Origin of the sequence: Myxococcus sp. MxC21-1, from assembly GCF_032612255.1 — a bacterium.
GTDB classification, from domain to species: Bacteria; Myxococcota; Myxococcia; order Myxococcales; family Myxococcaceae; genus Myxococcus; species Myxococcus virescens.
The window spans coordinates 1,365,827-1,387,408 of the sequence record NZ_CP123278.1 but is presented as its reverse complement, the minus strand read 5'-3'; the positions used below and the strand labels follow the sequence as shown (position 1 = coordinate 1,387,408).

At 69.6% G+C, this 21,582-nt stretch carries 13 protein-coding genes and 6 pseudogenes; 4 read left to right on the top strand and 15 right to left on the bottom strand.

The window, feature by feature from the left end:
* The first annotated feature begins 85 nt into the window (after positions 1 to 85).
* Positions 86 to 3,851: pseudogene (locus QEG98_RS06580) on the top strand (tetratricopeptide repeat protein).
* Between the two features lie 115 nt (positions 3,852 to 3,966).
* Positions 3,967 to 5,112, top strand: coding sequence for a hypothetical protein (locus QEG98_RS41710; RefSeq protein ID WP_410477967.1), 1,146 nt, complete (start codon positions 3,967 to 3,969; stop codon positions 5,110 to 5,112).
* A gap of 13 nt (positions 5,113 to 5,125) precedes the next feature.
* Here the strand turns inward: QEG98_RS41710 and QEG98_RS06570 are convergent.
* Positions 5,126 to 5,916: pseudogene (locus QEG98_RS06570) on the bottom strand (isoaspartyl peptidase/L-asparaginase family protein); the annotation flags it as partial.
* Positions 5,917 to 6,133: 217 nt separating this feature from the next.
* On the opposite strand from QEG98_RS06570, the gene QEG98_RS06565 reads away from it, so the two are divergent.
* Entirely contained in the window at positions 6,134 to 6,796 is a 663-nt protein-coding gene (locus QEG98_RS06565; RefSeq protein WP_316566117.1) for a type 1 glutamine amidotransferase domain-containing protein, read from the top strand.
* 52 nt (positions 6,797 to 6,848) lie between these two features.
* Here QEG98_RS06565 and sufT read toward each other — a convergent pair whose 3' ends face one another.
* The 7 genes and pseudogenes from sufT to QEG98_RS06530 all read right to left on the bottom strand — a co-directional run bounded on the left by sufT (position 6,849) and on the right by QEG98_RS06530 (position 13,135).
* Complete coding sequence (sufT, locus tag QEG98_RS06560; protein WP_316566116.1) at positions 6,849 to 7,391, bottom strand: putative Fe-S cluster assembly protein SufT; 543 nt, start codon at positions 7,389 to 7,391, stop codon at positions 6,849 to 6,851.
* A 14-nt stretch (positions 7,392 to 7,405) separates the two neighbouring features.
* Complete coding sequence (gene sufU, locus QEG98_RS06555) at positions 7,406 to 7,864, bottom strand: Fe-S cluster assembly sulfur transfer protein SufU (RefSeq protein ID WP_090484882.1); 459 nt, start codon at positions 7,862 to 7,864, stop codon at positions 7,406 to 7,408.
* The gene (locus tag QEG98_RS06550) at positions 7,861 to 9,084 is read right to left on the bottom strand and encodes a cysteine desulfurase (RefSeq protein ID WP_090484884.1); all 1,224 of its coding nucleotides are present in this window, start codon (positions 9,082 to 9,084) and stop codon (positions 7,861 to 7,863) included. Before QEG98_RS06550 ends, sufU begins: the two co-directional genes overlap by 4 nt.
* A pseudogene (gene sufD / locus QEG98_RS06545) lies at positions 9,081 to 10,420 on the bottom strand (Fe-S cluster assembly protein SufD). Before sufD ends, QEG98_RS06550 begins: the two are co-directional and overlap by 4 nt.
* Positions 10,417 to 11,199: a Fe-S cluster assembly ATPase SufC gene (sufC, locus tag QEG98_RS06540; RefSeq protein ID WP_316566115.1), complete on the bottom strand. Its 783-nt coding sequence runs from the start codon at positions 11,197 to 11,199 to the stop codon at positions 10,417 to 10,419. Before sufC ends, sufD begins: the two are co-directional and overlap by 4 nt.
* Positions 11,200 to 11,201: 2 nt before the next feature.
* Positions 11,202 to 12,621 (bottom strand): annotated as a pseudogene (sufB, locus tag QEG98_RS06535) (Fe-S cluster assembly protein SufB).
* Positions 12,618 to 13,135 (bottom strand): annotated as a pseudogene (locus tag QEG98_RS06530) (SUF system Fe-S cluster assembly regulator). Before QEG98_RS06530 ends, sufB begins: the two co-directional pseudogenes overlap by 4 nt.
* A gap of 184 nt (positions 13,136 to 13,319) precedes the next feature.
* Between QEG98_RS06530 and QEG98_RS06525 the strand changes: the two are divergent.
* The gene (locus QEG98_RS06525) at positions 13,320 to 14,504 is read left to right on the top strand and encodes an ABC transporter substrate-binding protein (RefSeq protein ID WP_316566114.1); all 1,185 of its coding nucleotides are present in this window, start codon (positions 13,320 to 13,322) and stop codon (positions 14,502 to 14,504) included.
* A 25-nt stretch (positions 14,505 to 14,529) separates the two neighbouring features.
* Here QEG98_RS06525 and QEG98_RS06520 read toward each other — a convergent pair whose 3' ends face one another.
* The 7 genes and pseudogenes from QEG98_RS06520 to QEG98_RS06490 all read right to left on the bottom strand — a co-directional run bounded on the left by QEG98_RS06520 (position 14,530) and on the right by QEG98_RS06490 (position 21,549).
* Positions 14,530 to 14,709, bottom strand: a complete 180-nt coding sequence (locus QEG98_RS06520; protein ID WP_011551270.1) for a hypothetical protein — start codon at positions 14,707 to 14,709, stop codon at positions 14,530 to 14,532.
* Positions 14,706 to 15,560 carry a hypothetical protein gene (locus tag QEG98_RS06515; RefSeq protein ID WP_316566113.1) on the bottom strand — a complete coding sequence of 285 codons (855 nt, stop codon included), beginning with the start codon at positions 15,558 to 15,560 and terminating at the stop codon, positions 14,706 to 14,708. Before QEG98_RS06515 ends, QEG98_RS06520 begins: the two co-directional genes overlap by 4 nt.
* Positions 15,560 to 16,633, bottom strand: coding sequence for a hypothetical protein (locus QEG98_RS06510; RefSeq protein WP_316567840.1), 1,074 nt, complete (start codon positions 16,631 to 16,633; stop codon positions 15,560 to 15,562). Before QEG98_RS06510 ends, QEG98_RS06515 begins: the two co-directional genes overlap by 1 nt.
* Before the next feature lie 35 nt (positions 16,634 to 16,668).
* On the bottom strand, positions 16,669 to 18,246 hold the full coding sequence (locus QEG98_RS06505; RefSeq protein WP_090484900.1) for a TadE/TadG family type IV pilus assembly protein: 1,578 nt from the start codon (positions 18,244 to 18,246) through the stop codon (positions 16,669 to 16,671).
* A complete protein-coding gene (locus QEG98_RS06500) occupies positions 18,207 to 18,989 on the bottom strand; it encodes a pilus assembly protein (protein ID WP_316566112.1) in 783 nt (260 codons plus the stop codon). The genes QEG98_RS06505 and QEG98_RS06500 overlap by 40 nt, the downstream gene beginning before the upstream one ends.
* A 176-nt stretch (positions 18,990 to 19,165) precedes the next feature.
* Complete coding sequence (locus QEG98_RS06495) at positions 19,166 to 20,707, bottom strand: DUF4388 domain-containing protein (RefSeq protein WP_316566111.1); 1,542 nt, start codon at positions 20,705 to 20,707, stop codon at positions 19,166 to 19,168.
* 16 nt (positions 20,708 to 20,723) lie between these two features.
* Positions 20,724 to 21,549: pseudogene (locus QEG98_RS06490) on the bottom strand (hypothetical protein).
* Positions 21,550 to 21,582: the final 33 nt, after the last annotated feature.

The following is a 21,582-nucleotide window of genomic DNA, read 5'->3' as shown; positions in this document are numbered from 1 at the left end:
AGCGCCCGGCAGCACGCGCCCCGGACATTGCTGCGCAGGGGAATATGGCCACGGCCGAGGGATTGCACTATCCCTGGCTCCTCCTATGCGCACCATTCGACTCGGCTTCGCCGCGCTCGCACTCGTCACGGCCCTCACGGGCTGCCACCGTTCCACTTCCACGGCGACACCGCGCGTCCTCGAAACCGCCGCGGAGCAGGCGCAGAAGGGCACCCAACAGGCCCGCACGCTCGCGTTCGCGGGCTTCCACGCCCTGCTCGTCGCGGGTGACGCCTCGCTCGCGCAACAGCGCTTCGATGACGCCATTGCCCGCGACGCGGGATGTCTACGCGCTGGCCGGTCAGTCGCTGATGGCACGCCGCGCGGGCCGTCCCGACCGCGCCTGACGGCGTCACTGGAGCTGGTGGCGCGCGCGCCCACGCACCCGCTGGCGGCCGTCGCGGCGCGCCACGTGTTGGACTCGGTGGGCACGTCGCGGGCGCTGGATGACGACATCCTCCTCGGCGTGGAGCGAGCGCTGGCGGCGGGCGCGACGGGCGAGGCCGCCTATCTGATGCGCGGCGCGCGAATGTCGGTGGCCGTGGTGCGCGGCGACGCGGAGGCCCGCGACGCGGCGATGCAGCAACTGGGCGGGGTGAGCGAAGTCTCGCTGGTGGGGCCCTTCTCGCCCTTCCACGTGCTGGCCTGGGACGAGCGCACGCCCGTGAGTCAGAATGGCTCGCTGGCGGGCCCCCTCACCGGCGCCTTCGGTCCGCTGCCGGTGCGCACGGTGCGCGCCCCCGACGGGCGGATGGACCTGACGGGCGAGCCCGGCCAGGGCGACCTCTACGTCCAGGCCTTCGACGCGGACGTGACGGAGCCGGGCCTCTATGTGGCTCGCACCGTGAGCGGCACCTCGCATCAGGTGCTGATGGACGGGGCTCCGCTGATGGAGCGCCGGGCCTGGGAGCGCGCCACCTCCACCGTCACCGCGCGCGCCGTGCAGCTGCCCGCGGGCAAGCACCGCTTCGTCGTGCGTCAGCTCAAGGGCGGCACCTCCGGCCTGCTCACCTTCGCCCTGCTGCGCGTGGACGGGCGCCCGTCCGGCGTGCGCTTCAGCGCGGCCACCGGCGCGGCGCCGCAGGCCTGGGGCAGCAAGGTCGAGTTCTCCGACGAGACGCCCGGCGTGTTCCCCACCACGGAGGGCTTGAAGACGGCCCTGCACGAGGAGGCCGGTGAGCTGCTGGCCGTCGTGCTGGCGGTGCGGGACGGCCTGCAGCGGGACGCGGACGGCGCGCGGCGGCTGATGGCCTCGGTGGACGCCAACACCCCGGCCCTGCTGTGGCTGCGCGCGGAAGTCGCCTCCGCGGACCGCACCGTGCCGTCCAAGGTGGCTCGCGGCCGGGCCACGCGTGACCTGGAGTCCGTGCTGGCCAAGGACCCGGGCAACGTGGCGGCGCTGCTGCTGCGCGCGGAGCTCTTCCTCGATGAGGGCCAGCCCACCTCCGCCATGGACATGCTGAAGACGGCGTCCGAGGTGGCCCAGCCCGCCGGCCACCCGGTGTTCATGCTGCGCGCGCCCGCTGGCGCTGGAAGTGGAGGCCCTGGCGGAGGAGTCACACCGCGGCGCTGGAGGCCCAGCCCGGCCTGTGCGAAGCGCTGACGCTCCAGTACAGCTGGCCCGCCGCCGTGACGCGGCGGAGCGGAGCGACACCCTGGCGGCGTCCCTGAATGGCTGCCCGGGGACGGTGGTGCGCGGCCGAACACGCGCGCACGCGCGGCGACATGGAGACGGCGACGAAGCTGTACAGCGAGCTCCAGTCCCGCGACCCCAGCAGCATCAGCCTGGCCAACACGCTGGCCAACCTCTACGTGTCCAAGCGCCGCTTCGACGACGCCACCGCGGTGCTCCAGAAGCTGGCGGCCGTGTGGCCTCGCAACGCGGAGCTGGTGAAGCGCATGGCGGACGTGCGCGAGTACGCGGGCCAGCCGGCCGAGGCGCTCAAGCTGCGCGAGAAGGCGCTGGCGATGGCGGGCGACGACCTGACGCTGCGCCGCACGGAGGAGCGCGCGAAGACGGGCCGCGAGTTGCTGGAGGCGTACGCCGTGGACGGACGCGAGGCCATCCGCGCCTACGAGGCGGAGCCCGTCAGCGGCGGCAGCGCGGCGGCCTTCGTGCTGGATGCGGCGGCGGTGCGCGTGTACCCCGACGGCAGCATCGTCAACCGCATCCACACGGTGCAGAAGGCGCTGGAGCAGTCGGGCGTGCAGGAGATCGCCGAGGTGAACGTGCCGCGCGGCGCGCAGGTGCTGGCGCTGCGCACGCTGAAGGCGGACGGCCGGGTGCTGGAGCCGGAGAACATCGAAGGCAAGGACACGGTGAGCCTGCCCGGCGTGGCCGTGGGTGACTACGTGGAGGTGGAGTACCTGCTCGCGGAGCCTCCGCGCGGCCCCGCGCAGCCGGGCTTCACGGCGTCCGCCTTCTACTTCCAGATTGCGAACCAGCCCAACGCCTGGGTGACGTACACGGTGGTGGCGCCCAAGGGCGTGGGCATGAAGGTGGACGCGCACGGGATGAAGGTGCCGGAGCCCAAGGTGGACGGCGACCTGGAGGTGTTCCACTTCGAGACGCGCCGCGTGCCGCCGTTCATCCCCGAGCCGGACGCGCCGCCCTCCGCCAACGAGTACCTGCCCTTCGTCATCGTGGGCGCGGGCGACACGGGCAACGAGAGCCTGGTGAAGCTCTACGGCGATGCCTTCCAGGAGCGCTGGCTGCGCACGGCGGAAGTGGACGCCTTCGCGCGCAAGGCGGCGGAGGGCAAGTCCGGCCTGGACGCGGTGAAGGCGTTGCACGCGGCGGTGATGCAGCGCTTCTCCGGCCGGGACGCGAGCCTGAGCCAGACGGCGGCGTCCACGGTGGCCCAGGACCGGGGCAGCCGGCTGACGGTGATGAAGGCCGGCCTGAACGCGCTGGGCATCCCCTCGCGGGTGGTGGCGGTGCGGACCTTCAACACCGACCCGTCGGCCTACACCTTCCCCAGGACGCGCTGCTGCCGTACGCGGCGCTGCGCGTGGAGGTGCCCGGCGCCGAGCCGGTGTGGGTGGACACGTCCGTGCGCTACGGCCCCTTCGGCGAGCTGCCGGAGCTGGCCATGGGCGGGCGGGAGGCGTGGCTGCTGCCCGAGCCCGGCCTCCCGTTGCAGAAGGTGCAGACGCCGCCCCTGAAGGAAACCCCCGGCAAGGAAGTGAAGCTGGCGCTGAACCTCGCCGAGGATGGAACGCTCAGCGGACAGGGCGAGGAGACGTACTCCGGCTTCGAGGCGGCGCAGATTGCCGAGGCCTTCAACCAGCTGTCGGCGGAGAGCCGCAACCAGGCGCTGCAGGGCGCAGTGGCGCGGTACTTCGGCGGTGCGTCGCTGTCGAGCGTGAAGCTGGAGAACCAGGAGCAGGTGGGTGCGCCCTTCGTGCTGCGCTATGAGTTCACCGTGCCGCGCTTCGGGCGGATGGAGGGTGGCCAGCGGATGGCGCTGGGGCCCCTCACCTTCCCCGCGCAGCTGGGCCGGCGGTTCGTGCAGCTGAGCACGCGCCGCACCCCGCTCTACATCGACACCACCGAGGCCAGCCGCACGCAGGTGACGCTGTCCATGCCCAAGGGCTGGAAGCTCGCCGACCCCCAGGCCTCGCTGGAGGCGAACAACGCCTTCGGCCGCTTCACCCGGTCCGAGAAGCAGGACGGCTCGACGCTCAGCGTCACCGAGTCGCTGCGCGTGCCGCGCAACCGCGTCATGCCTGGCCAGTACGAGCTGTTCTCCGGGTTCACCGGAGACGTGGACCTCATCCAGACGCGGGAGCTGGTCCTGGTGAAGCCCTAGCCGGGGGATGAATAAAGCCGGACGGCACCGCGTCTTTTTCTACACCGGCCCCGCACTGGGGAACGCTCAGGGGGCCGGTGGCAGAATCTGTCTGGTAACCCACGGAGATGACGCGATGACTCCTCGATGGTGGGCTTGTCTGGTGACCTTGCTGGCGGCGCCCATGGTTCACGCGCAGACCGCGCCGGTCCCCGCGTCAGAGCCTGGATATTCCGAATACGCGTACGACGACACGGAGTTCGAGGACGAGGACACGGCGCCCATGGCGCCCTACGCCCCGCCCCAGCTCCCCGCCGAGAATCCCTCCGGCCGGCCCTTCACGGGCGCCGTCTGGGCCTCCGGCCACTGGTACTGGGACGGCAACGAGTGGCGCTTCAACGCCGGCACCTGGCTGGCGCCCATGGACGGCTACCGGTTCATCAACGGCTACTGGGAGCCGGACGGCCGGATGTGGCGGTGGGTATCCGGCGGCTGGGCCCGCCATGACTCCCCGGTGGTGGAGATTCCCATCGCCGTGGCGAGCGAGGAGCTGTCCACGCAGCAGGCGCCTCCGCCGCTCCGCGTGGAGCACGCGCCGCCGCCGCCAGCCCACGTCTGGACGCCCGGCTACTGGTACTGGGCCGGCGCCAACTATGTGTGGGTGGACGGCATGTGGGCCGCCCCGCCCCGTCCTGGGCTCGTCTACGTGTCGTCCCGGTGGATGCGCCGCGGGCCCTCCTGGTACTTCTCCGCCGGCGGCTGGGCCACCCGAGGCTCGGTGCGTGTCACGGTGCCTGTCTACCGCCACGCGCACATCACCGTGGCGCGCCGGCACCCGCACTACTTCACGCACTCCTGGCGCCGCTACCCGGCGGTGCGCCACCACGTCTACCACCCCGGGAACCACTACCGGCGTGGCCCCGGCCCGGTGCGTCAGCACTACCGTGGCAACAACGGCAATCGCTGGGGCAACGGCAACTACCACCGGGCGTCGCCCGGCGGGAACGGGGGCGGGGGCCATCACCGCCGCGAGGGGAGGATCACCGCCGCCGATGGGGGACATCGCGGCGGCCTGACGCCCCACGGCGCGCGCAGGAGGCAACCCCGAGCGCGTCCCGGATGGCGGCCGCCGTGCGCTGCGCGCCAGCGATCCGCCGCATCCCGGAAGATGGCCACGGACCTTCACCAGCACGTCGTTGATGACGACGTCGGCCCTCGCGGCAACGGCACGTTCTGTATTCCACGCGGGCGCAGATGTCGCGCGCCACCGTGTAGCGAATGAAGAACTCGCCATGGCCGGTGGCGGACACGGCGCAGCGCGCGTCCGCGTACGTCCCCGCGCCGATGATGGGCGAGTCCCCCACGCGGCCGTAGCGCTTGTTCGTCATGCCCCCGTGGACGTGGCCGCGGCGAGCGCGCCCGTCTGGTCCAGGGCCACGGCGCCCACGGTGCCGAACTTGTGGTCCCCGCTCACCGGGTCATACCCCGACGGGAGCGAGGAGGACGGCTGCCGCGAGCGCTCCTTCTCCAGCGCGCGCTGGAGTCCCTGCCAGCGGTCCTCCGTGTAGAAGTACTTCGGGTCCACCAGTTCCACGCCCTGCGACTTCGCGAAGGCCTCCGCGCCCTCCCCCACCATCATCACGTGCGGCGACTGCTCCATGACGAGCCGCGCCAGCGAGATGGGGTTCTTCACGTGCCGCAATCCCGCCACGGCGCCCGCCTTGCGCGTCGTGCCATCCATGATGGCGGCATCCAGCTCGTTGACCCCGTCGTGCGTGAAGACGGCGCCCTTGCCCGCGTTGAAATAAGGAGAGTCCTCCAGGATGCGGACTGCGGCGCTCACTGCGTCCAGCGCGGAGCCGCCGCCGGCCAGCACTGCGTGTCCCGCCTGGAGGGACCAGGTCAGCGCGGCGCGGACCTCCGCCTCGCGCTCCGGGGAGAGATTCTCCCGGGAGATGACACCCGCGCCGCCGTGGATGACCAGCCCCCACTTCGGCTTGGGCGCGGGCGCGTCACGCGAGGTGGGCTGCTCGCTGTCGGTGCGAGCAACCACGGTACTGGCACAGCCCAGAGGAGAAAGCAGCATCACGGCACCCACGACGAGCGCACGACGGAGGGGAACGGAAGCGGCGGACATTCGGAGACCTCCAGAACACTCCGTCGGTAGCACGCCCTCCGAGGAGGCACAACGCGGGGCCTGGAGAGCCAGGGCTTCCCTGCCCGCCTCCCCCGGCATGCGCGTGCCCAGCGGGAATGCACAGTGTCGAGACGACAAACCGTTCTGACACAGCGAGGTGTGCGCGATGAAGAAGCTGAGAGGGTTGCGAGTGGCCGTGCTCGCGGCGGATGGCTTCGAACAGGTGGAGCTGACGGCACCGGTGAAGAAGCTGGAGCGTCAGGGCGCCGAGGTGACGATTGTGTCCCCCCACAAGGGTCGCATCCGCGGGATGAACCTTCTCATTCCAGGGAAGAAGGTGAGCGTGGACGCGTCCCTGCGTGAGGTGAAGGCGGCGGACTTCGACGCGGTCCTCCTCCCAGGAGGTTTCGTGAACCTCCTGCGGCAAAGCGCGCTCGCGCTCGACTTCGTCCGCGACGCCGACGCGCTGGACATGCCCATGGCCGTCATCTGCCATGGCCCCTGGGTGCTGATTTCGGCGGGGCTCGTGGAGGGACGGGCGCTGGCCGCGTGGCCGGGCATCCGCGACGACGTGCGCAACGCGGGTGGCCGCTGGGTGGACGAGCCGGTGATGCGCGATGGCAACTGGGTCTCCAGCCCGGGACCGCGACAGATGTTCGCGTTCATCAAGGGCATGGTGGAGCTCTTCGCGGAGAAGATGCCGGAGGTCTCCGCTCGTGCGCCGATGGTGCCCGTGCGCCGTGCAGCGCCTTCCCTGTGGCCGAAGCTGCTCGCGGGAACGCTGGCCACCGCGGCGCTCGGAGTGGGCGCGCGGCTCGCCCTGCGCTGAGACGTTTGCCGGCCCTTGGCGAAGCAGCTCGCCGAGGGCCTTCGTCCCGCTGCTACATCCAACCGAGCTGGAGCCGCGCCACGTCCGACATCCGCTCCTGCCCCCAGGGCGGGTCCCAGACGAGCTCCACGCGCGTCTCCGCCACCCCAGGCACCGAGCCCACCTTGGTGCGCACGTCCTCCACCAGCACCGGCCCCATGCCGCAGCCGGGCGCGGTGAGCGTCATCTGGATGTCCACCCGCTGCCCGCCTTCCGGCAGCGGCTCCGCCTTGCACGCGTACACCAGGCCCAGCTCGACGATGTTCACCGGAATCTCCGGGTCGTACACCGTGCGCAGCTGCTCCCAGACCTGCTCCTCGTTGAACTCGCTGGGGTCGCCCGCGGGCTTCTCCTTGGGCGCGTAGTCCTCACCCAGCGCGCCGCCGTCCTTCTCGTCGACGCGGAAGAGCTGGCCGTAGGGGTCCTGCACCGTGATGTTGCCGCCGAGCGTCTGCGTCACCCGCAGCTCGGAGCCCGCAGGCAGCACCACCCGGTCTCCGCTGGGGATGATTGTCGCGGACACGTCGCGCTCCAGCACCGCCATCATTCCTCGCATGTGGCCCTCCACCCCTACTCCGTGGACACGGCCTCGCCGCGTCCCTCCAATGCCGCGCGCAGCGTGTGCCAGGCCAGGCTGGCGCACTTCACCCGCGCGGGAAACTCACTGACGCCGGACAGCACCGCCAGCTTGCCCAGCGCGTCCACGTCCACCGACTCCGGACCTTCCGTCACCAGCTTGTGGACGCGCTCGAAGAGGTCCTCCGCCTCCGCGCGCGTCCGGTCCTTCACCGCCCCCGTCATCAACGACGCGGACGCCTTGGAGATGGCGCAGCCCTGGCCCTGGAAGGCCACGTCCTTGATGACGCCGCCCTCCACCTTCAGCGTCACCACCAGCTGGTCACCGCACAGCGGGTTGTGGCCCGCCGCCTCCGCGGTGGCGCCCTCCACCACGCGGTAGTTGCGCGGCCGCTTGGAGTGCTCCAGCACGACCTCTTGATAGAGGTCCTTCAAGTCATCCGGTGCACTCACTGGAACACCTCCAGGACCTTGTGCAGGCCACGGACGAGCGCGTCCACGTCCTCGCGCGTGTTGTAGAGCGCCAGCGACGCCCGGGACGTGGCCGGCACCTTGAAGTGCTGCATCACCGGCTGCGCGCAGTGGTGGCCCGTGCGGATGCAGATGCCCTCGCGGTCCAGGATGGTGCCCACGTCGTGCGGGTGGACATCCGCCAGCATGAAGGACAACACGCCGGACTTCTCGCGCGCCGTGCCCACCATCCGCAGCCCCGGCACCGACTCCAGCGCCTGCGTGGCGTAGGCCAGCAGCTCCCGGTCGTGCGCGGCGACGTTCTCCATCCCCAGCGCCTCCAGATAGCGGATGGCCGCCGCCAACCCCACCGCGCCCTCCAGGTTGGGCGTGCCCGCCTCGAAGCGGTACGGCACCCGGTTGTACGTCACCTTCTCCATCGTCACGGAGACGATCATGTCGCCGCCGCCCTGGTAGGGCGGCATCGCATCCAGAAGCTCCTTGCGGCCGTACAGCACGCCGATGCCGGTGGGGCCGAACATCTTGTGCCCGCTGAAGGCGTAGAAGTCGCAGCCCAGGTCCTGCACGTCCACGGGGAAGTGCGTCACCGCCTGTGCGCCGTCCACCAGCACGGGGATGCCCTTCGCGTGGGCCCGCCGCGTGAGCTCCTTCACCGGCGCCACGGTGCCCAGCGCGTTGGACACGTGCGTCACCGCGAGGATGCGCGTGCGCTCCGTCAGCAGCGCGTCCACGGCGTCCAGCACCAACTCGCCCCGGTCGTCCACGGGGATGACCTTGAGCACGGCGCCCGTCTGCTCGCACAGCATCCGCCAGGGGACGATGTTGGCGTGGTGCTCCATCTGGGTGATGAGCACCTCGTCCCCGGCGCCGATGTGCTTGCGCCCGTACGTCTGCGCCACCAGGTTGATGGCCTCGGTGGTGCCACGCACGAAGACGACTTCCTTCACGTCCCGGGCGTTGATGAAGCGGCGCACCGTCTCACGCGCGCCCTCGTACGCCTCCGTGGCGCGCTCGGACAACACGTGGACGCCGCGGTGCACGTTGGCGTTGTCGTGCTGGTAGAAGCGCACCAACGCGTCGATGACGGCCTGCGGCTTCTGCGCCGTGGCCGCGCTGTCCAGGTACACCAGCGGCCGGCCCCGCACCTCCTGGTGGAGGATGGGGAAGTCCTTGCGGACCTGATTCACGTCGAAGCCGCTCATGCCGTCACCTCGCGCTGCGCCGCGCCCGGCAGCTTCGAGGCCAGGAGCGCTTCGATGTTCGCGCGCACAGGGCCAGCGGGCACCGCCTCCACCACCTCGCGAGCGAAGGCGTAGGTGAGCAGCCGCTCCGCCTCTGCCTGGGGCACGCCGCGCGAGCGCAGGTAGAACAGCGCCTGCGCGTCCAGCCGCCCCACCGCCGCGCCGTGCGCGCACTTCACGTCGTCCGCGAAGATTTCCAACTGAGGCCGTGCGTCCGCCTGCGCCGACTCCGACAGCAGCAGGTTGCGGTTCTGCTGCCGCGAGTCCGTGCGCTGCGCGTCCTGCCGCACGCGGATGAGCCCGTGGAAGGTGCCGCGTGAATGGCCATCCAGCACCCCCTTGTACAGCTCGCGGCTGGTGCACCGGGGCACCGCGTGGTCCAGTGCCGTGCGGTTGTCCAGGTGCTGCGCGCCCTGCCCCACGTACAGGCCATTCAACGTCGCGTCGCCACCCTCGCCCGCGAAGGCCGCGTGGACCTCGTTACGCGCCATGGCCCCACCAAAGGCGAAGGCGTGCGAGGCGAAGCGGCTGTCCCGACCCTGCCGTGCATGGAGCGCGCCCACGTGCAGCGCCGCGTCCGCCTCCACCTGGACCTTGTAGTGGTGGAGGCTGGCGTTGTCGCCCAGCGTCACCTCCGTCACCGCGTTGGTGAACGTCGCCGCCGAGCCGCGGGGCCCGCGCTGGCATACGTCTCCACCAGCGTCGCTTCGCTGCTCTCCCCCGCCACCACGAGGATGCGCGGGCTGGACAGCACCGGCGCATCACCGCGCGTGAGGAACACCACCTGCACGGGCACCTCGCTCAGCGCGCCCGGTGCCAGCTGCAGCAGCACGCCCTCTTCCAGCAGCGCCGCGTTGAGCGCGGTGAAGGCGTGCTCGTTCGCCAGGGCCCGCTGCCCCAGCAAGGACTCCAGCAGCTCGCCATCCTCACGCACCGCGTCCCGCAGCGGCTTCAGCGTCAGTCCGCGCGGCAGGCCCGCCACGGACGACAGCTCCGGCGCCAGCCGCCCGTCCACGAACACCAACCGGGGCCCCGGCAGGCCCAGCCGCTCCACCACCGCCGACAGGTGGGCGGTGTCCCGGGACACACCCGTCCGTGGAATGAACGTTCCTTCCGCGATGGCCCCCAGCCGGGAGTACTTCCACGCCTCGTCACGCGTCGTGGGCAGGCCCTGTCGCTCGAAGTGGGCCAGGGCATCGGCACGCAGGCGCTTAAGCCACTGTGGCGCGGACGCCTGCTCGGGCGCCGCCTGGAAGCGCGTGGCCACGTCCAGGTAGTGCGCCAGGGCGGCCGTCATCGCCGTGCCTCCGCCGTCGTCTTCTTTCCACCGTCCAACCCCAGCCAGCCGTAGCCCTTCTCCTCCAGCTCCAGCGCCAGCTCGCGCCCACCGGAGCGGACGATGCGGCCCGCCGCGATGACGTGCACCTTGTCCGGGACGATGTAGTCGAGCAGCCGCTGGTAGTGCGTAATCAGCAACATGCCGCGCTCGGGCGAGCGCAGCGCGTTGACGCCGCCCGCCACCGTGCGCAGCGCGTCGATGTCCAGGCCGGAGTCCGTCTCGTCGAGGATGGCCAGCCGCGGCTCCAGCACCGCCATCTGGAAAATCTCGTTGCGCTTCTTCTCGCCGCCGGAGAAGCCCTCGTTCACCGAGCGGTTCATGAAGGCCGCGTCGAGCTGCACCAGCTTCGACTTCTCCTTGGCCAGTTGGAGGAAGTCCATGGCGTCCAGCTCCTCCAGCCCCTTCGAGCGGCGCTGCGCGTTGAGCGCGGTGCGCAGGAAGTGGATGTTGCCCACGCCCGGAATCTCCACCGGGTACTGGAAGGCGAGGAACACGCCCGCGGCGGCGCGGCCCTCGGGCGACAGCTCCAGCAGCGGCTTGCCGTCGAACAGCACCTCGCCCTGCGTCACCTCGTAGCCGTCACGGCCCGCCAGCACGCTGGCCAGCGTGCTCTTCCCAGAGCCGTTGGGGCCCATGATGGCGTGGACCTCACCGGGGGCGACCTCCAGGTCGATGCCCTTGAGGATGTCCTTGCCCGCCACGCGGGCGTGCAGGTTGCGAACAGTCAAAAGCGCCATGCCTACCCCACGCTCCCTTCCAGGCTCACTCCGAGCAACTTCTGCGCTTCCACCGCGAACTCCATGGGGAGCTCCTTGAACACCTGGCGGCAGAAGCCGTTGACGATCATCGACACCGCGTCCTCCTGCGAGATGCCCCGCTGCCGGCAGTAGAAGAGCTGGTCCTCGCCAATCTTCGACGTGGACGCCTCATGCTCCACCTGCGCCGACGCGTTCTTCACCTCGATGTACGGCACCGTGTGGGCGCCGCACTTGTCACCGAGCAGCAGCGAATCGCACTGCGTGTAGTTGCGCGCGTTCTCCGCGCTCTTGAGCACCTTCACCAGCCCGCGATACGTGTTCTGCCCGCGGCCGGCGGAGATGCCCTTGGACACGATGGTGCTGCGGGAGTTCTTCCCGATGTGCACCATCTTCGTGCCCGTGTCCGCCTGCTGCATGTGGTTGGTGAGCGCCACCGAGTAGAACTCGCCCACCGAGTCATCCCCCTTGAGGATGACGCTCGGGTACTTCCACGTAATCGCCGAGCCCGTCTCCACCTGCGTCCACGAAATCTTCGCCGCCCGGTGCGCGATGCCGCGCTTGGTGACGAAGTTGTAAATGCCGCCGCGCCCCTCCGCGTCGCCCGGGTACCAGTTCTGCACCGTGGAGTACTTGATGGTGGCGTTGTCCAAGGCCACCAGCTCCACCACCGCGGCGTGAAGTTGGTTGGTGTCGCGCATGGGGGCCGTGCAGCCCTCCAGGTAGCTCACGTGGGAGCCCTCCTCCGCGACGATGAGCGTGCGCTCGAACTGGCCCGTGTCCGCCGCGTTGATGCGGAAGTACGTGGACAGCTCCATGGGACAGCGCACGCCCTTGGGGATGTAGACGAACGAGCCGTCGCTGAAGACCGCCGAGTTGAGCGCGGCGAAGTAGTTGTCCGAGTACGGCACGACGGTGCCCAGGTACTTCTTCACCAGCTCCGGGTGCTCGCGCACGGCCTCGGAGAACGAGCAGAAGATGACGCCCGCCTTGGCCAGCTTGTCCTTGAACGTGGTGGCCACCGACACCGAGTCGAAGACAGCGTCCACCGCCACGTTCTGCAGCAGCTTCTGCTCATGCAGCGGAATGCCGAGCTTCTCGTAGGTGCGCAGAATCTCCGGGTCCACCTCGTCCAGGCTGGCCTTCACCGGCTTCTGCTTCGGCGCCGAGTAATAGCTGATGGCCTGGTAGTCGATGGGCGCGTAGGTGACGGCCTGCCACGAGGGCTCCTTCATCGTCTTCCAGTGGCGGAAGGCCTTGAGGCGCCAGTCGAGGAGGAACTCCGGCTCACCCTTCTTCGCGGAGAGCCGGCGGATGACGTCCTCGTCCAGCCCGGGGGGAAACGTGTCCGATTCCACCTGGGTGACGAAGCCGCGTCAGTTCCTGGAGGGTTTCGGTGCTCATGAGCGAACTCCTGTCGCGGAAGCGGAAGGGGGGTGGCCAGCGGCCGGGGAAGGCGCCGGGCGAGAGGGTGTCCCCAGGCCCACGAGGCGCTCTGGCACGCGGGGCGCGGGGGCGATGAGGTCCGCCAGCGTCAGCCGCCCCAGGGCCTCCTGGATGGCGTCGTTGATGAGGCGCCAGTGGCCCCGCACCTGACAGACGGACTCCAGCTCACAGGGCGCACCCCCGGAGGTGTGGACGCCACACTCCGTGAGGGCGACCGGCCCCTCGAGCGCGGCGACCAGTTCGGCCAGCGGAAGCTCATGGGCCGGGCGTGCCAGTCCGTAGCCGCCGTTGGCGCCACGGTGCGACACCACGAGCGCCGCCTGGAGCAGGCTCTTGAGCACCTTGCTGGCCGAGGAAGTGGCACGCGCGTGCGCGCCGCCAGCTCACGGGTGGTGCGCGTGTCACCCTCCGCGCGAGCCAGCTCGGTCATCAGCACGATGCCGTAGTCGGTCATCTTGCTCATCCGGAGCATGGGTGCGGGTGTCTCCTCTCTGGGTCCAGGCGCCGAAAAACCTCGGGCCACTGGGGACCTCATATGTAATCAGGACCGTTTCAGTCCACATTGCAATTTGAATCCCTCCCTGAAGCGCCGCTGGTTGGAGGGCGGGGGGGAGAGGGATAGGGTGACACCACCGTCCCCCGGAGGAACCTTGCCGATGCGCCGTCCCCTGATGCTGCTCGCGACCCTGGCCCTGGCCGTGGTGGCCTGCGAGAAGAAGAACGCGCCCGCCGCGCCCTCGCCGGAGGGGCAGGCGACCGGGGTACCGGCCGCTCCGGTGGACTCGAACACGATTCTGCTGGGAGAGGTCGGCAGCCTCACGGGGAGCGAGGCGACCTTCGGGGTGTCCGCGCGCAACGGCATCGAGCTGGCGCTGAACGAGGCCAACGAGGCGGGCGGCGTGAAGGGCAAGAAGCTCCAGGTGCGCGTCTACGACAGCCAGGGCCGGCCGGAGGAAGGCGCCCAGGCCGTGACGCGGCTCATCACCCAGGACAAGGTGGTGGCGATTCTCGGCGAGGCGGCCTCGTCGGTGTCCATGGCCATGGCGGAGAAGGCGCAGGCGGGCAAGGTGCCCATGGTGACGCCCACGTCCACCGCGCCGGAGGTGACGCAGAAGGGCGACTACATCTTCCGCGTCTGCTTCATCGACCCCTTCCAGGGGCTCGCCATGGCGAAGTTCGCGCGGGAGAACCTGAAGCTGTCCCGCGTGGCGGTGCTGCGCGACAACAAGAGCGCGTTCTCCATGGGCCTGGCGGACGTGTTCACCGCCAGGTTCAAGGAGTTCGGCGGCGAGGTGCCGGGCGACGAGAGCTACTCCAAGGGCGACACGGACTTCCGCGCGCAGCTGACGTCCCTCAAGCGGCTGAAGCCGGACGCCGTCTTCGTTCCTGGCTACTACACGGACGTGGGCATCATCGCGCGGCAGGCGCGTGAAATCGGGCTCAAGGTGCCGCTGCTCGGCGGCGACGGCTGGGACTCCGACAAGCTGTACGAGCTGGGCGGCTCCGCGCTGGAGGGCAGCTACTTCGCCAACCACTACTCGCCGGACAACCCGGACCCGCTGCTCCAGAAGTTCCTGGCCCGCTACAAGGCCACCTACGGCAGCGTGCCGGACAGCGTGGCCGCGCTGGCGTACGACGCGGCGCGGGTGACCATCGACGCCATGAAGCGCGCGCCGGACCTGAGCGGCCCTTCGCTGCGCGACGCGATTGCCGCGACGAAGGAGTTCCCGGGCGTGACGGGCAGAATCACCCTGGACGCCAACCGCGACGCGGTGAAGGAAGCCGTGGTGCTCAAGGTCTCCGGCGGCAAGGCGGAGTTCGTCACCACGGTGACGCCGTAGCCTTGGGCGCCCAGGCCCCCGTGCCTCAGATGGGGGCCTGGATGACGTAGTAGATGGAGTTGAAGTAGCGGTGCAGCGCGTTGAGCAACTGCACCAGGAAGGGCCACCCCATCGTGCTGAAGCCCAGCAGGGCCGCGGTGACGATGGCGTACTCCACCATGGACTGGCCGCGGGCGGACCGCGACGGACGCAGGGACTTCCTCATGGGGCAACGCTCCGGCGTAGCAGCGTGAGCTGGACCTCGACTCCCGGGCCCGGCGAGAGGCCGCGCAGCACCGCGCGGCCGCTCACGGACTCCTTGAGCACTTCGAAGGCGATGCCGTTCGGCGCCACCGGCGTGAGCATTCCCACCTGCCAGCCGCGCTCACGGAAGAGGGCACCGTAGCGCTGTGCCGCCGCGTCCGGCGAGTCCGCCTGGAGCTGGCCCGTCACCACGTGGTGCGAGGCGCCCTCCAGGTTGAAGTTCACGGTGCGCGTCTCCGCGAGTTCGCCGGGCACGGGAAGCCAGTCGGGCACGGCCGCCGCCCGCGCCAGCATGGCGCCCACCGCCGGCGGAGACGAACACCAGCGTCTCACCCCTTGCGCCAGCGTGGACACCAGCCGCACCTCTTCCGTGGCGGGGCTCCAGTAGCCCACGTAGCCGCCCGTCTCTCCGTGGCGTTGGTGCAGCACCGGCAGGCCCTTGGCGAGCAGCGCCTGGGTGTAGTGCTCCAGGACCTTCGCGGGCGCGTCCTGCGTGGAGAACCACGCCACCGCCATGGGCGCCCCGGGCCCCAGGTAGTCGGCGGCGAGCGGTTCGGGGCGGGTGGCGTTGGGGTACGGCGGGAAGTGGACCAGTGCCCGCTGGAGGATGGCCTCCTCCGCGGGCGTGCGCACCCACCCGCGGGAGGATGTCTCCACGTCGGTGCCCAGCTCCGGCGGGCTCCATTCCTGATGGCTGTCGCTGCCCCGGTAGACGGCGTGCTCCCATGAGAAGCCGATGAGACCGCCCACCACCGCCACGGAGAAGAGCAGCGCGGGAATCCGGACGACGGGGCGCGAGGCGGCAACGGGCATCAGCACGACTCCGACCTCGCGCAACCCAGGTACCAGTTGCCACGCGCCTCGTAGGAGCGCTGGTTGTTGTTGCGCCCCCAGTCCTGCCACTCGTTGCTGAAGTAGCCCTGGCGGCCTCCCTGCTGCTCGATTTCCTCCACGGCGCCGTCACCACTCTGGTCGGGCTTGATGGCGAGGCTGGGATTGCGAGGATCATCCCCAGGCGTCCTGTAGCTCTGGGATTCCAGCCTCAGGCTGTCATGGAGGAGCCCCGAGCTGATGGCCTGGCTCACCAACCGCTCGGACGCGCTCGACATGTCCGTGAAGCCGCTGTTGTCCTCGTTCTGATAGAGCTGGGTGACGCGCTCGTGCATCCCTCGCCCGCCCGCGGTGCCCGGCCGCACGTCCGCGTGCTCCGTGAGCGCCCAGGTGTCGGTGAGGATGGCAATCTGCTCCCAGGGGAGCAGATAGACGTTGTCGCCTCGGGCATGGCCCTCCGGGAGCGTTTCGCCCGTTGCGTTTCGGTGGATGCCGTTGGCCCGCTCCTGCTTCTCCTTGGCCAGCTTCACCTCGGAGAATTCAGGCAGGAACGACTCCGGCAGGAGATAGTTCTGGACGCCCAGGCGCGCGGAACAACGGATGAGGCCGCCCCGCCCGAAGGTGTCCATGAAGGACTGGTGGAGTGAGACGCCATACGCGCCCACGGCCTGTGCATCCAGGGTGCAGTACACCTGCCGCGCGCCAGGATTGAGCCAGCACGCATGGGCGACGACGTCCGTGTGGTGGTCTTCTGAATCGGGGTCAGCGCTACACTCCGGACCCTTTCCTGGGCCGTAGCTGTCGATACCTGACTCGTGGTCGCAGTACATGTACCGCGAATAGGCCTGCGCCATCTCGAAGCCGGAGAAGGCCTCCGTCGTCGTCCCCCCGTCCTCCGTCGCGACGCTCTCGGGCTCCTTCTCATAGTCCAGGACGGTGTAGTCCCAGGCCGTGGACAGGGAGGTCTCCTGCGAGTCCAACATGTGGCGCAGCAGGTCGAAGAGGAACAGCGAGTAGAGGAACACGGGGACGATGACGAGCATGCACACCGCCATCTCCACGGCCGCGGCACCTCGCCTGGATGCGCGCTTCACAGGGACACCCCCGGGACCCGCGCCAGCCGGGACGCGTCCGTGTTGCCTGCCGCTTCCAGGACCTCCGCGGCCTCGTCGGATGAGATGGGGTGCAGCTTCGCGCGCCAGTAGGGACTGAAGAGGTTGGGCGCCTCACGCCAGCCATTCGCGCCGAAGCGGTGGTAGTAGACGAGCGCCTTGGAGAGCGCCACGCCCTCCTGCGCCGCGAGCGTCAGCGTCGCGGTCCCCTGCGCGCCATGATCCAGCTGAATCTGGGCCGACGCGTTCAACTCCCAGGGCGCCCGGCTCGGGTCGCCGACCCGGAGTCGCCGCGTCAGGTAGCTGTACACGCGCGGCTGCCCCCAATCCCTGCCAGAGGAGGGGTTGGCTCGGAACTTCATGAAGCAGTTGCCCGACCGGGCGCAGCCCGACAATGCGTTGGCGTTGACGCCCTCGAAGTTGTGCGAGCCCGAGTGCGCGCCACCCGGGGTATGGTCACCGCCGTTGGCATCGCTCCAGACTTCCGCCTCGTAGTCGGTGGTCGACGTGAGCTGGTGCTCCCAGGTGTTCCGAATCGCCCCTTCCTCTCGCGCGGCAACCGTCGTCCCCTGATTACCGCCTTGCCTCCCGCCGTCGTTGACCTGGCTTTTGTCCTGAACCGACTTCGCCGTTCCCTCGTGGGAGGTCACCGTGTACAGCTTCTTCTGTGCGATGTCCCGAAGGTCCCGGATGACGTCGTCATGCAGGTACGGGGGCTTGGCAACCCCGCGCGCTCCGGTCTTTCGTGCCGCTGGCCAGCCAGAACGGGTGGCGTTGGAGATTTCCGTCATGACCCTGGCGAGCGCTTCGGGCGAGGCGTTCTCCACGCTCCCCCGGCAGTTCATCCCATCCACCGCGCAGTTGAATTCATTCGCGTTGAGCCCCCCCACGGCCTGCGGCAGCGCACCGACCTCCGGCGCGGTGTAGTCCGCCAGGAGCGACAGGCCATGGCTGCGGCCATCCTGGATGGCCTGGAGCGTCTGGGAATGCGCCTCACGCTGAGAGGCATGCAGGTTGTCCACCATGACGTCGAGCCCTCGAATCGCGGCGTTGAAGCTGGACTCCAGGGCACGGACCTTCTGGTCGTACTGACGGCCCGCGTTGGCGAACTCAGTCGCGATCTTCGTCGCTTCCATGGCGTGCAGGCAGTGCTCGTAGCACCCCTTGCAACTGCACATGATTTTCTCGCGCCTTGCGAACTCCTTGAAGTTCGCCTCCGAGGCCCGCATCATCGAACCCGTCACGCTCGCCGCCGCCATGTATGCGTGGAGGCTGTTCATCGCGACGTAGGAAGCCGCGATGGCCCGGTTGCTGACTGCATAGTAATTGAGCGACCGCGCCTCCAGGACCGCCATGGAGTACGCCAACGCGTCGCTGTGCTGCTGCAAACCCATCTTCTGGCGCAGCGCATGTGCGAGGTTGAAGCTCAGCGTCACCATCAGCGCGAGCACCAGGAAGGACAGCGCTCCCAGGACAATGGATTGCCCTCGCTGCGCGCGTCTCCTGGCCGAGGCGCTCACGGCGCCTTGCCTTTGTAGGAGAATGGGAAGACGCATTCGTTGCTCCCTGGGAGGGCTGCCCGGTTGAGGAAGAAGTTGGACTGCATCCGCATGGTGTAGGTGGCGCGAATGGGGGTGATGTAGATTTTCTGCGCAGCCGCCTGCTCCAGGAGGGACTCCGTGCGGTCCGGTTTGTCGCCCTGCTTCTTTGGGTCGGTAGGCTTGCGATACATTCGCAGTTCCTTCCGCAGCTCGCGGCCACGGGTGGATTGGTAGATGACCCAGTCCGCGAAGGGGATGAACATCCGGTAGTTGAATGTCACCTGGACGCGCAGCTTGGTGCGGTGGCTCTCCTTCCAGCCCGTGGGCGCGGTGTTCCGGGGGTCATCGAAGTCCAGCTCCGGCCCCCCTCCGCCGACGTCGCTCCGCGTGGGGCCGCAGACGGTGACCTGCGCGTGTTTCAGTGACGTACCGGGAATCTGGTTGCCCGACACGTCACGCCACTTGGCCTGGAACTCCGCCGCGCTGCCCACCGGGGGGATGTAGGCCCCCCGCTGCCCGGGCACGCTCAGCATCGGCATCAGCACCGCGAGCGCGGCCTTCTCCATCTCCTCGACCTTGGCGCTGTTCAGCGACCCAGCCCGCACAGCCTTGTAGGCGGCGTACTTGGTCAGCAGCCGCGCCTGGTGCATCAGCCCCAGCTGGAGGATGCCCAGGATGAGGAAGACGAACAGGGGAAGGACAATGGCAGCTTCGACGGCCGCCTGGCCCGACTGATTCCTCTCACGAATGCTGCCCATGGCGCCAAAGACTACCTAGCGCCCCCCGCAAAAAGGAAAACCCAGGCCCCTCCCGGCCCGCAAATAATGACATCCAATGTTAGGCGCCAGACAGACGCCACCCGCGGGGACTGGAAATGGCCCCAAACCCAACACCAGACAAACCCTGTCAGGCAGGCGGCCAGACAGGGGCTTGCCTAGCGCCGCCGGACAATCTCCTGGATGAGTTCGACGTAGCGGCGGTTCTTCGGGTTCAGCTTGAACGCCTTGCGGAACGCGTCTTCGGCCTGCCCCCACTGGCCTTCGCCCTGGGCCACTTCACCCAGGAAGGCCCAGCCCTCCTCCAGCGTGGGCTCCTGGCGCAGCACCTCTTGCAACTCCTGCTGCGCCAGCCGTCCGTGCGCCTCCGGCTTCATCAGATAGCGCGCGTAGGCCCGGTAGGCCTGGTACAGCGGCTTCGGGTCGATGTCGCAGGCGTACTCGAAGTACTCGAAGGCCCCCGCGTGGTTCCGCGCGGCCAGCCGACGCTTCGCCTCGTCGAACTGCGTCGTCGCGTCCAGCAAGTCCGTGCGGATGCGGAACTGTTCGGCCGTGGTGGGCCGCGTGCCCCGGTCCTTCTCCCGATGCGCCGCGCGCCGCTTGCGCCACAGCAGGTTCTGCTCCGCGTCCGACAGCGCGCCAAACGCCTTCGCATGGGCCGCCAGCAGCACCTCCGCCTTCTCGCGGAGCTCCGGCGTGTGGAAGCGCAGGGGCGCGTAGCGGTCCGCCAGTGCCAGGAAGGCCTTGCGCAGCGGCACCGGCTGCACGTCCTCGGGCACGTCCAACAGCGCGAAGGGGTCCTTGCTCCGGTGCGACATGAAGGCGCTCACCAGGGCATTGCGCGCCGCCTCGTCCTCGTCGGAGAACGGCGTCCCCTGCGGAGCGGGCGCCGCCACCGGAGGCGCCACCGGCTCGGACGCGGGCGCGGCGGGCGCCGTCCCCTTCCCCGCGCTCAGCCGGGCCGCCTTCGCGTCCACGTCCTCCACGAAGCCCGCGACCTCCAGCAGGCACAGCGCGTACAACCGCCGGAGCACCACCTCCGTGTCGAACCCGGTGCGCTCCATCAGCTCACCGAAGGTGGGGCGCAGCCGGAGTGCCTGGAACAGCCGCGCGTCCTTCGACGACAGCTTCAGGCCCGCCTCCGAGCCCGGCATCTGCCCGAAGCGGCGCTCATCCGTGAAGGTGAAGTGCGTGGCCACCGCGTCGAAAGGCATCACGTTGGCCACGCCCGTGAGGATGAGCTGGCCCGTGTTCGTCCGCACGCTGGCGTCCGGAGGCTCCACGTCGGCGATGAGCCGGTACTTCGCGTCCACCCAGCGGAAGCAGTCCAGCAGCTTGTGCGCCAGGTTCGCCTGCAATTGCTTGTACAAATCGAAGGGACTGATGAGGCCCTTCTGCACCAGCAGGCCGCTGAGCGGCACCTCCGCGGAGATGCTCTCCGCCAGCGCCTTCTGGTAGTCCGTCTCCGACAGCTTGCCCTTCTCCACCAGGTACTTGCCCAGCGTCTCGTGGAGGAGGTTGGACTGGCACGCCACCGGCGCGCCGTCCTCGAAGACGATGCGCTTCTCCCGCTGGCGCACCTTCAATTCCAACGTGCAGGTGCGCTCCTCCGCCATCAGCGCGTGAAGCAGCAGGGGGAACGGCGTTTCGGCCAGCACTCCCTCCCGCTGGCGGAGGACCTGCGACGGCGTGGGGAACATGGGCGAGAGCCTAGCGCTACTCGCCCTGGTACTCCTCCATCCCCGACGCACTGGGTGGCGCGCCATACACGTCGTAGCCGTAGCGGCCGCCGTAGCCTCGCTCCGGGGTCATTCCGAACCGAGGCAACATGGACGCCAGCAGGCCCAGCACCAGGGCCACGGCCGCCGCGTACATCAACGGCCGGCTGGGCCGCGCGCGCCAGGCCCTTGCGCTCCCGCCGCCGCTGGAACCGGGGCGCCACCACGTATTCGGACCAGGCCTCGCGCATCCGCTTCGCGTCGTCGCCACGGCCCGCCCGGCTCAGGGCCTTGGCCAGCAGGTAGCGGCCTTCCACCGTGCCGTGTCGCACCTTGCAGTAGCGCTCCAGCGCCTCCACCGCGCCCGGCACGTCGCCGCGCTTCAGCCGGAAACGGCCGCGCTCCAGGTCGATGGCGCCCAGCTTGTGGTCCGGGTCCAGCTTCGCCGCCTCGTCCAGCAGCAGCTCGCCGCGCTGCGCGTCCCCGGCGCCCAGGTAGGCCACGCCCAGCAGGTACAGCGTGTCCACGTCCTCGTCGCCCGCCTCCAGGTTGGGCTTGAGGATGTCCACCGCCTCGGCGTAGCGGCGCTGTTCCACGCGGATGTCCGCCAGCTCGTGCCGCGCGCGCCGCTCATGCGGGTTGGTGAGGATGGTGCCCGCCAGTTGCCCCGCGCGCTGGAAGCGCTTGAGCAGCCGCACCGGGCTGGGCAGCACCTGCCACGTGAAGCGGTCCGCCACGAAGATGATGACGATGATGAGGCCCAGCGACAGCAGCGGGCTGCCCGTCAGCAGGGTGAGGAACAGCCACAGTATCCACTTGCTCATACGCCTCTCGAAATCCGTTCCAGTGGACGCCGC

What these genes read in the sequence shown, in the direction of transcription:
- QEG98_RS06515 (WP_316566113.1), bottom strand. Translation starts at nt 15,560, where the DNA reads ATGCCCGTTGCCGCCTCGCGCCCCGTCGTCCGGATTCCCGCGCTGCTC.
- QEG98_RS06565 (WP_316566117.1), top strand. Translation starts at nt 6,134, where the DNA reads ATGAAGAAGCTGAGAGGGTTGCGAGTGGCCGTGCTCGCGGCGGATGGC.
- sufC (WP_316566115.1), bottom strand. Translation starts at nt 11,199, where the DNA reads ATGGCGCTTTTGACTGTTCGCAACCTGCACGCCCGCGTGGCGGGCAAG.
- QEG98_RS06510 (WP_316567840.1), bottom strand. Translation starts at nt 16,633, where the DNA reads ATGGCGGTGTGCATGCTCGTCATCGTCCCCGTGTTCCTCTACTCGCTG.
- QEG98_RS06495 (WP_316566111.1), bottom strand. Translation starts at nt 20,707, where the DNA reads ATGTTCCCCACGCCGTCGCAGGTCCTCCGCCAGCGGGAGGGAGTGCTG.
- QEG98_RS06525 (WP_316566114.1), top strand. Translation starts at nt 13,320, where the DNA reads ATGCGCCGTCCCCTGATGCTGCTCGCGACCCTGGCCCTGGCCGTGGTG.
- QEG98_RS06500 (WP_316566112.1), bottom strand. Translation starts at nt 18,989, where the DNA reads ATGGGCAGCATTCGTGAGAGGAATCAGTCGGGCCAGGCGGCCGTCGAA.
- QEG98_RS06520 (WP_011551270.1), bottom strand. Translation starts at nt 14,709, where the DNA reads ATGAGGAAGTCCCTGCGTCCGTCGCGGTCCGCCCGCGGCCAGTCCATG.
- QEG98_RS06550 (WP_090484884.1), bottom strand. Translation starts at nt 9,084, where the DNA reads ATGAGCGGCTTCGACGTGAATCAGGTCCGCAAGGACTTCCCCATCCTC.
- sufT (WP_316566116.1), bottom strand. Translation starts at nt 7,391, where the DNA reads ATGCGAGGAATGATGGCGGTGCTGGAGCGCGACGTGTCCGCGACAATC.
- QEG98_RS06505 (WP_090484900.1), bottom strand. Translation starts at nt 18,246, where the DNA reads ATGCGTCTTCCCATTCTCCTACAAAGGCAAGGCGCCGTGAGCGCCTCG.
- QEG98_RS41710 (WP_410477967.1), top strand. Translation starts at nt 3,967, where the DNA reads ATGACTCCTCGATGGTGGGCTTGTCTGGTGACCTTGCTGGCGGCGCCC.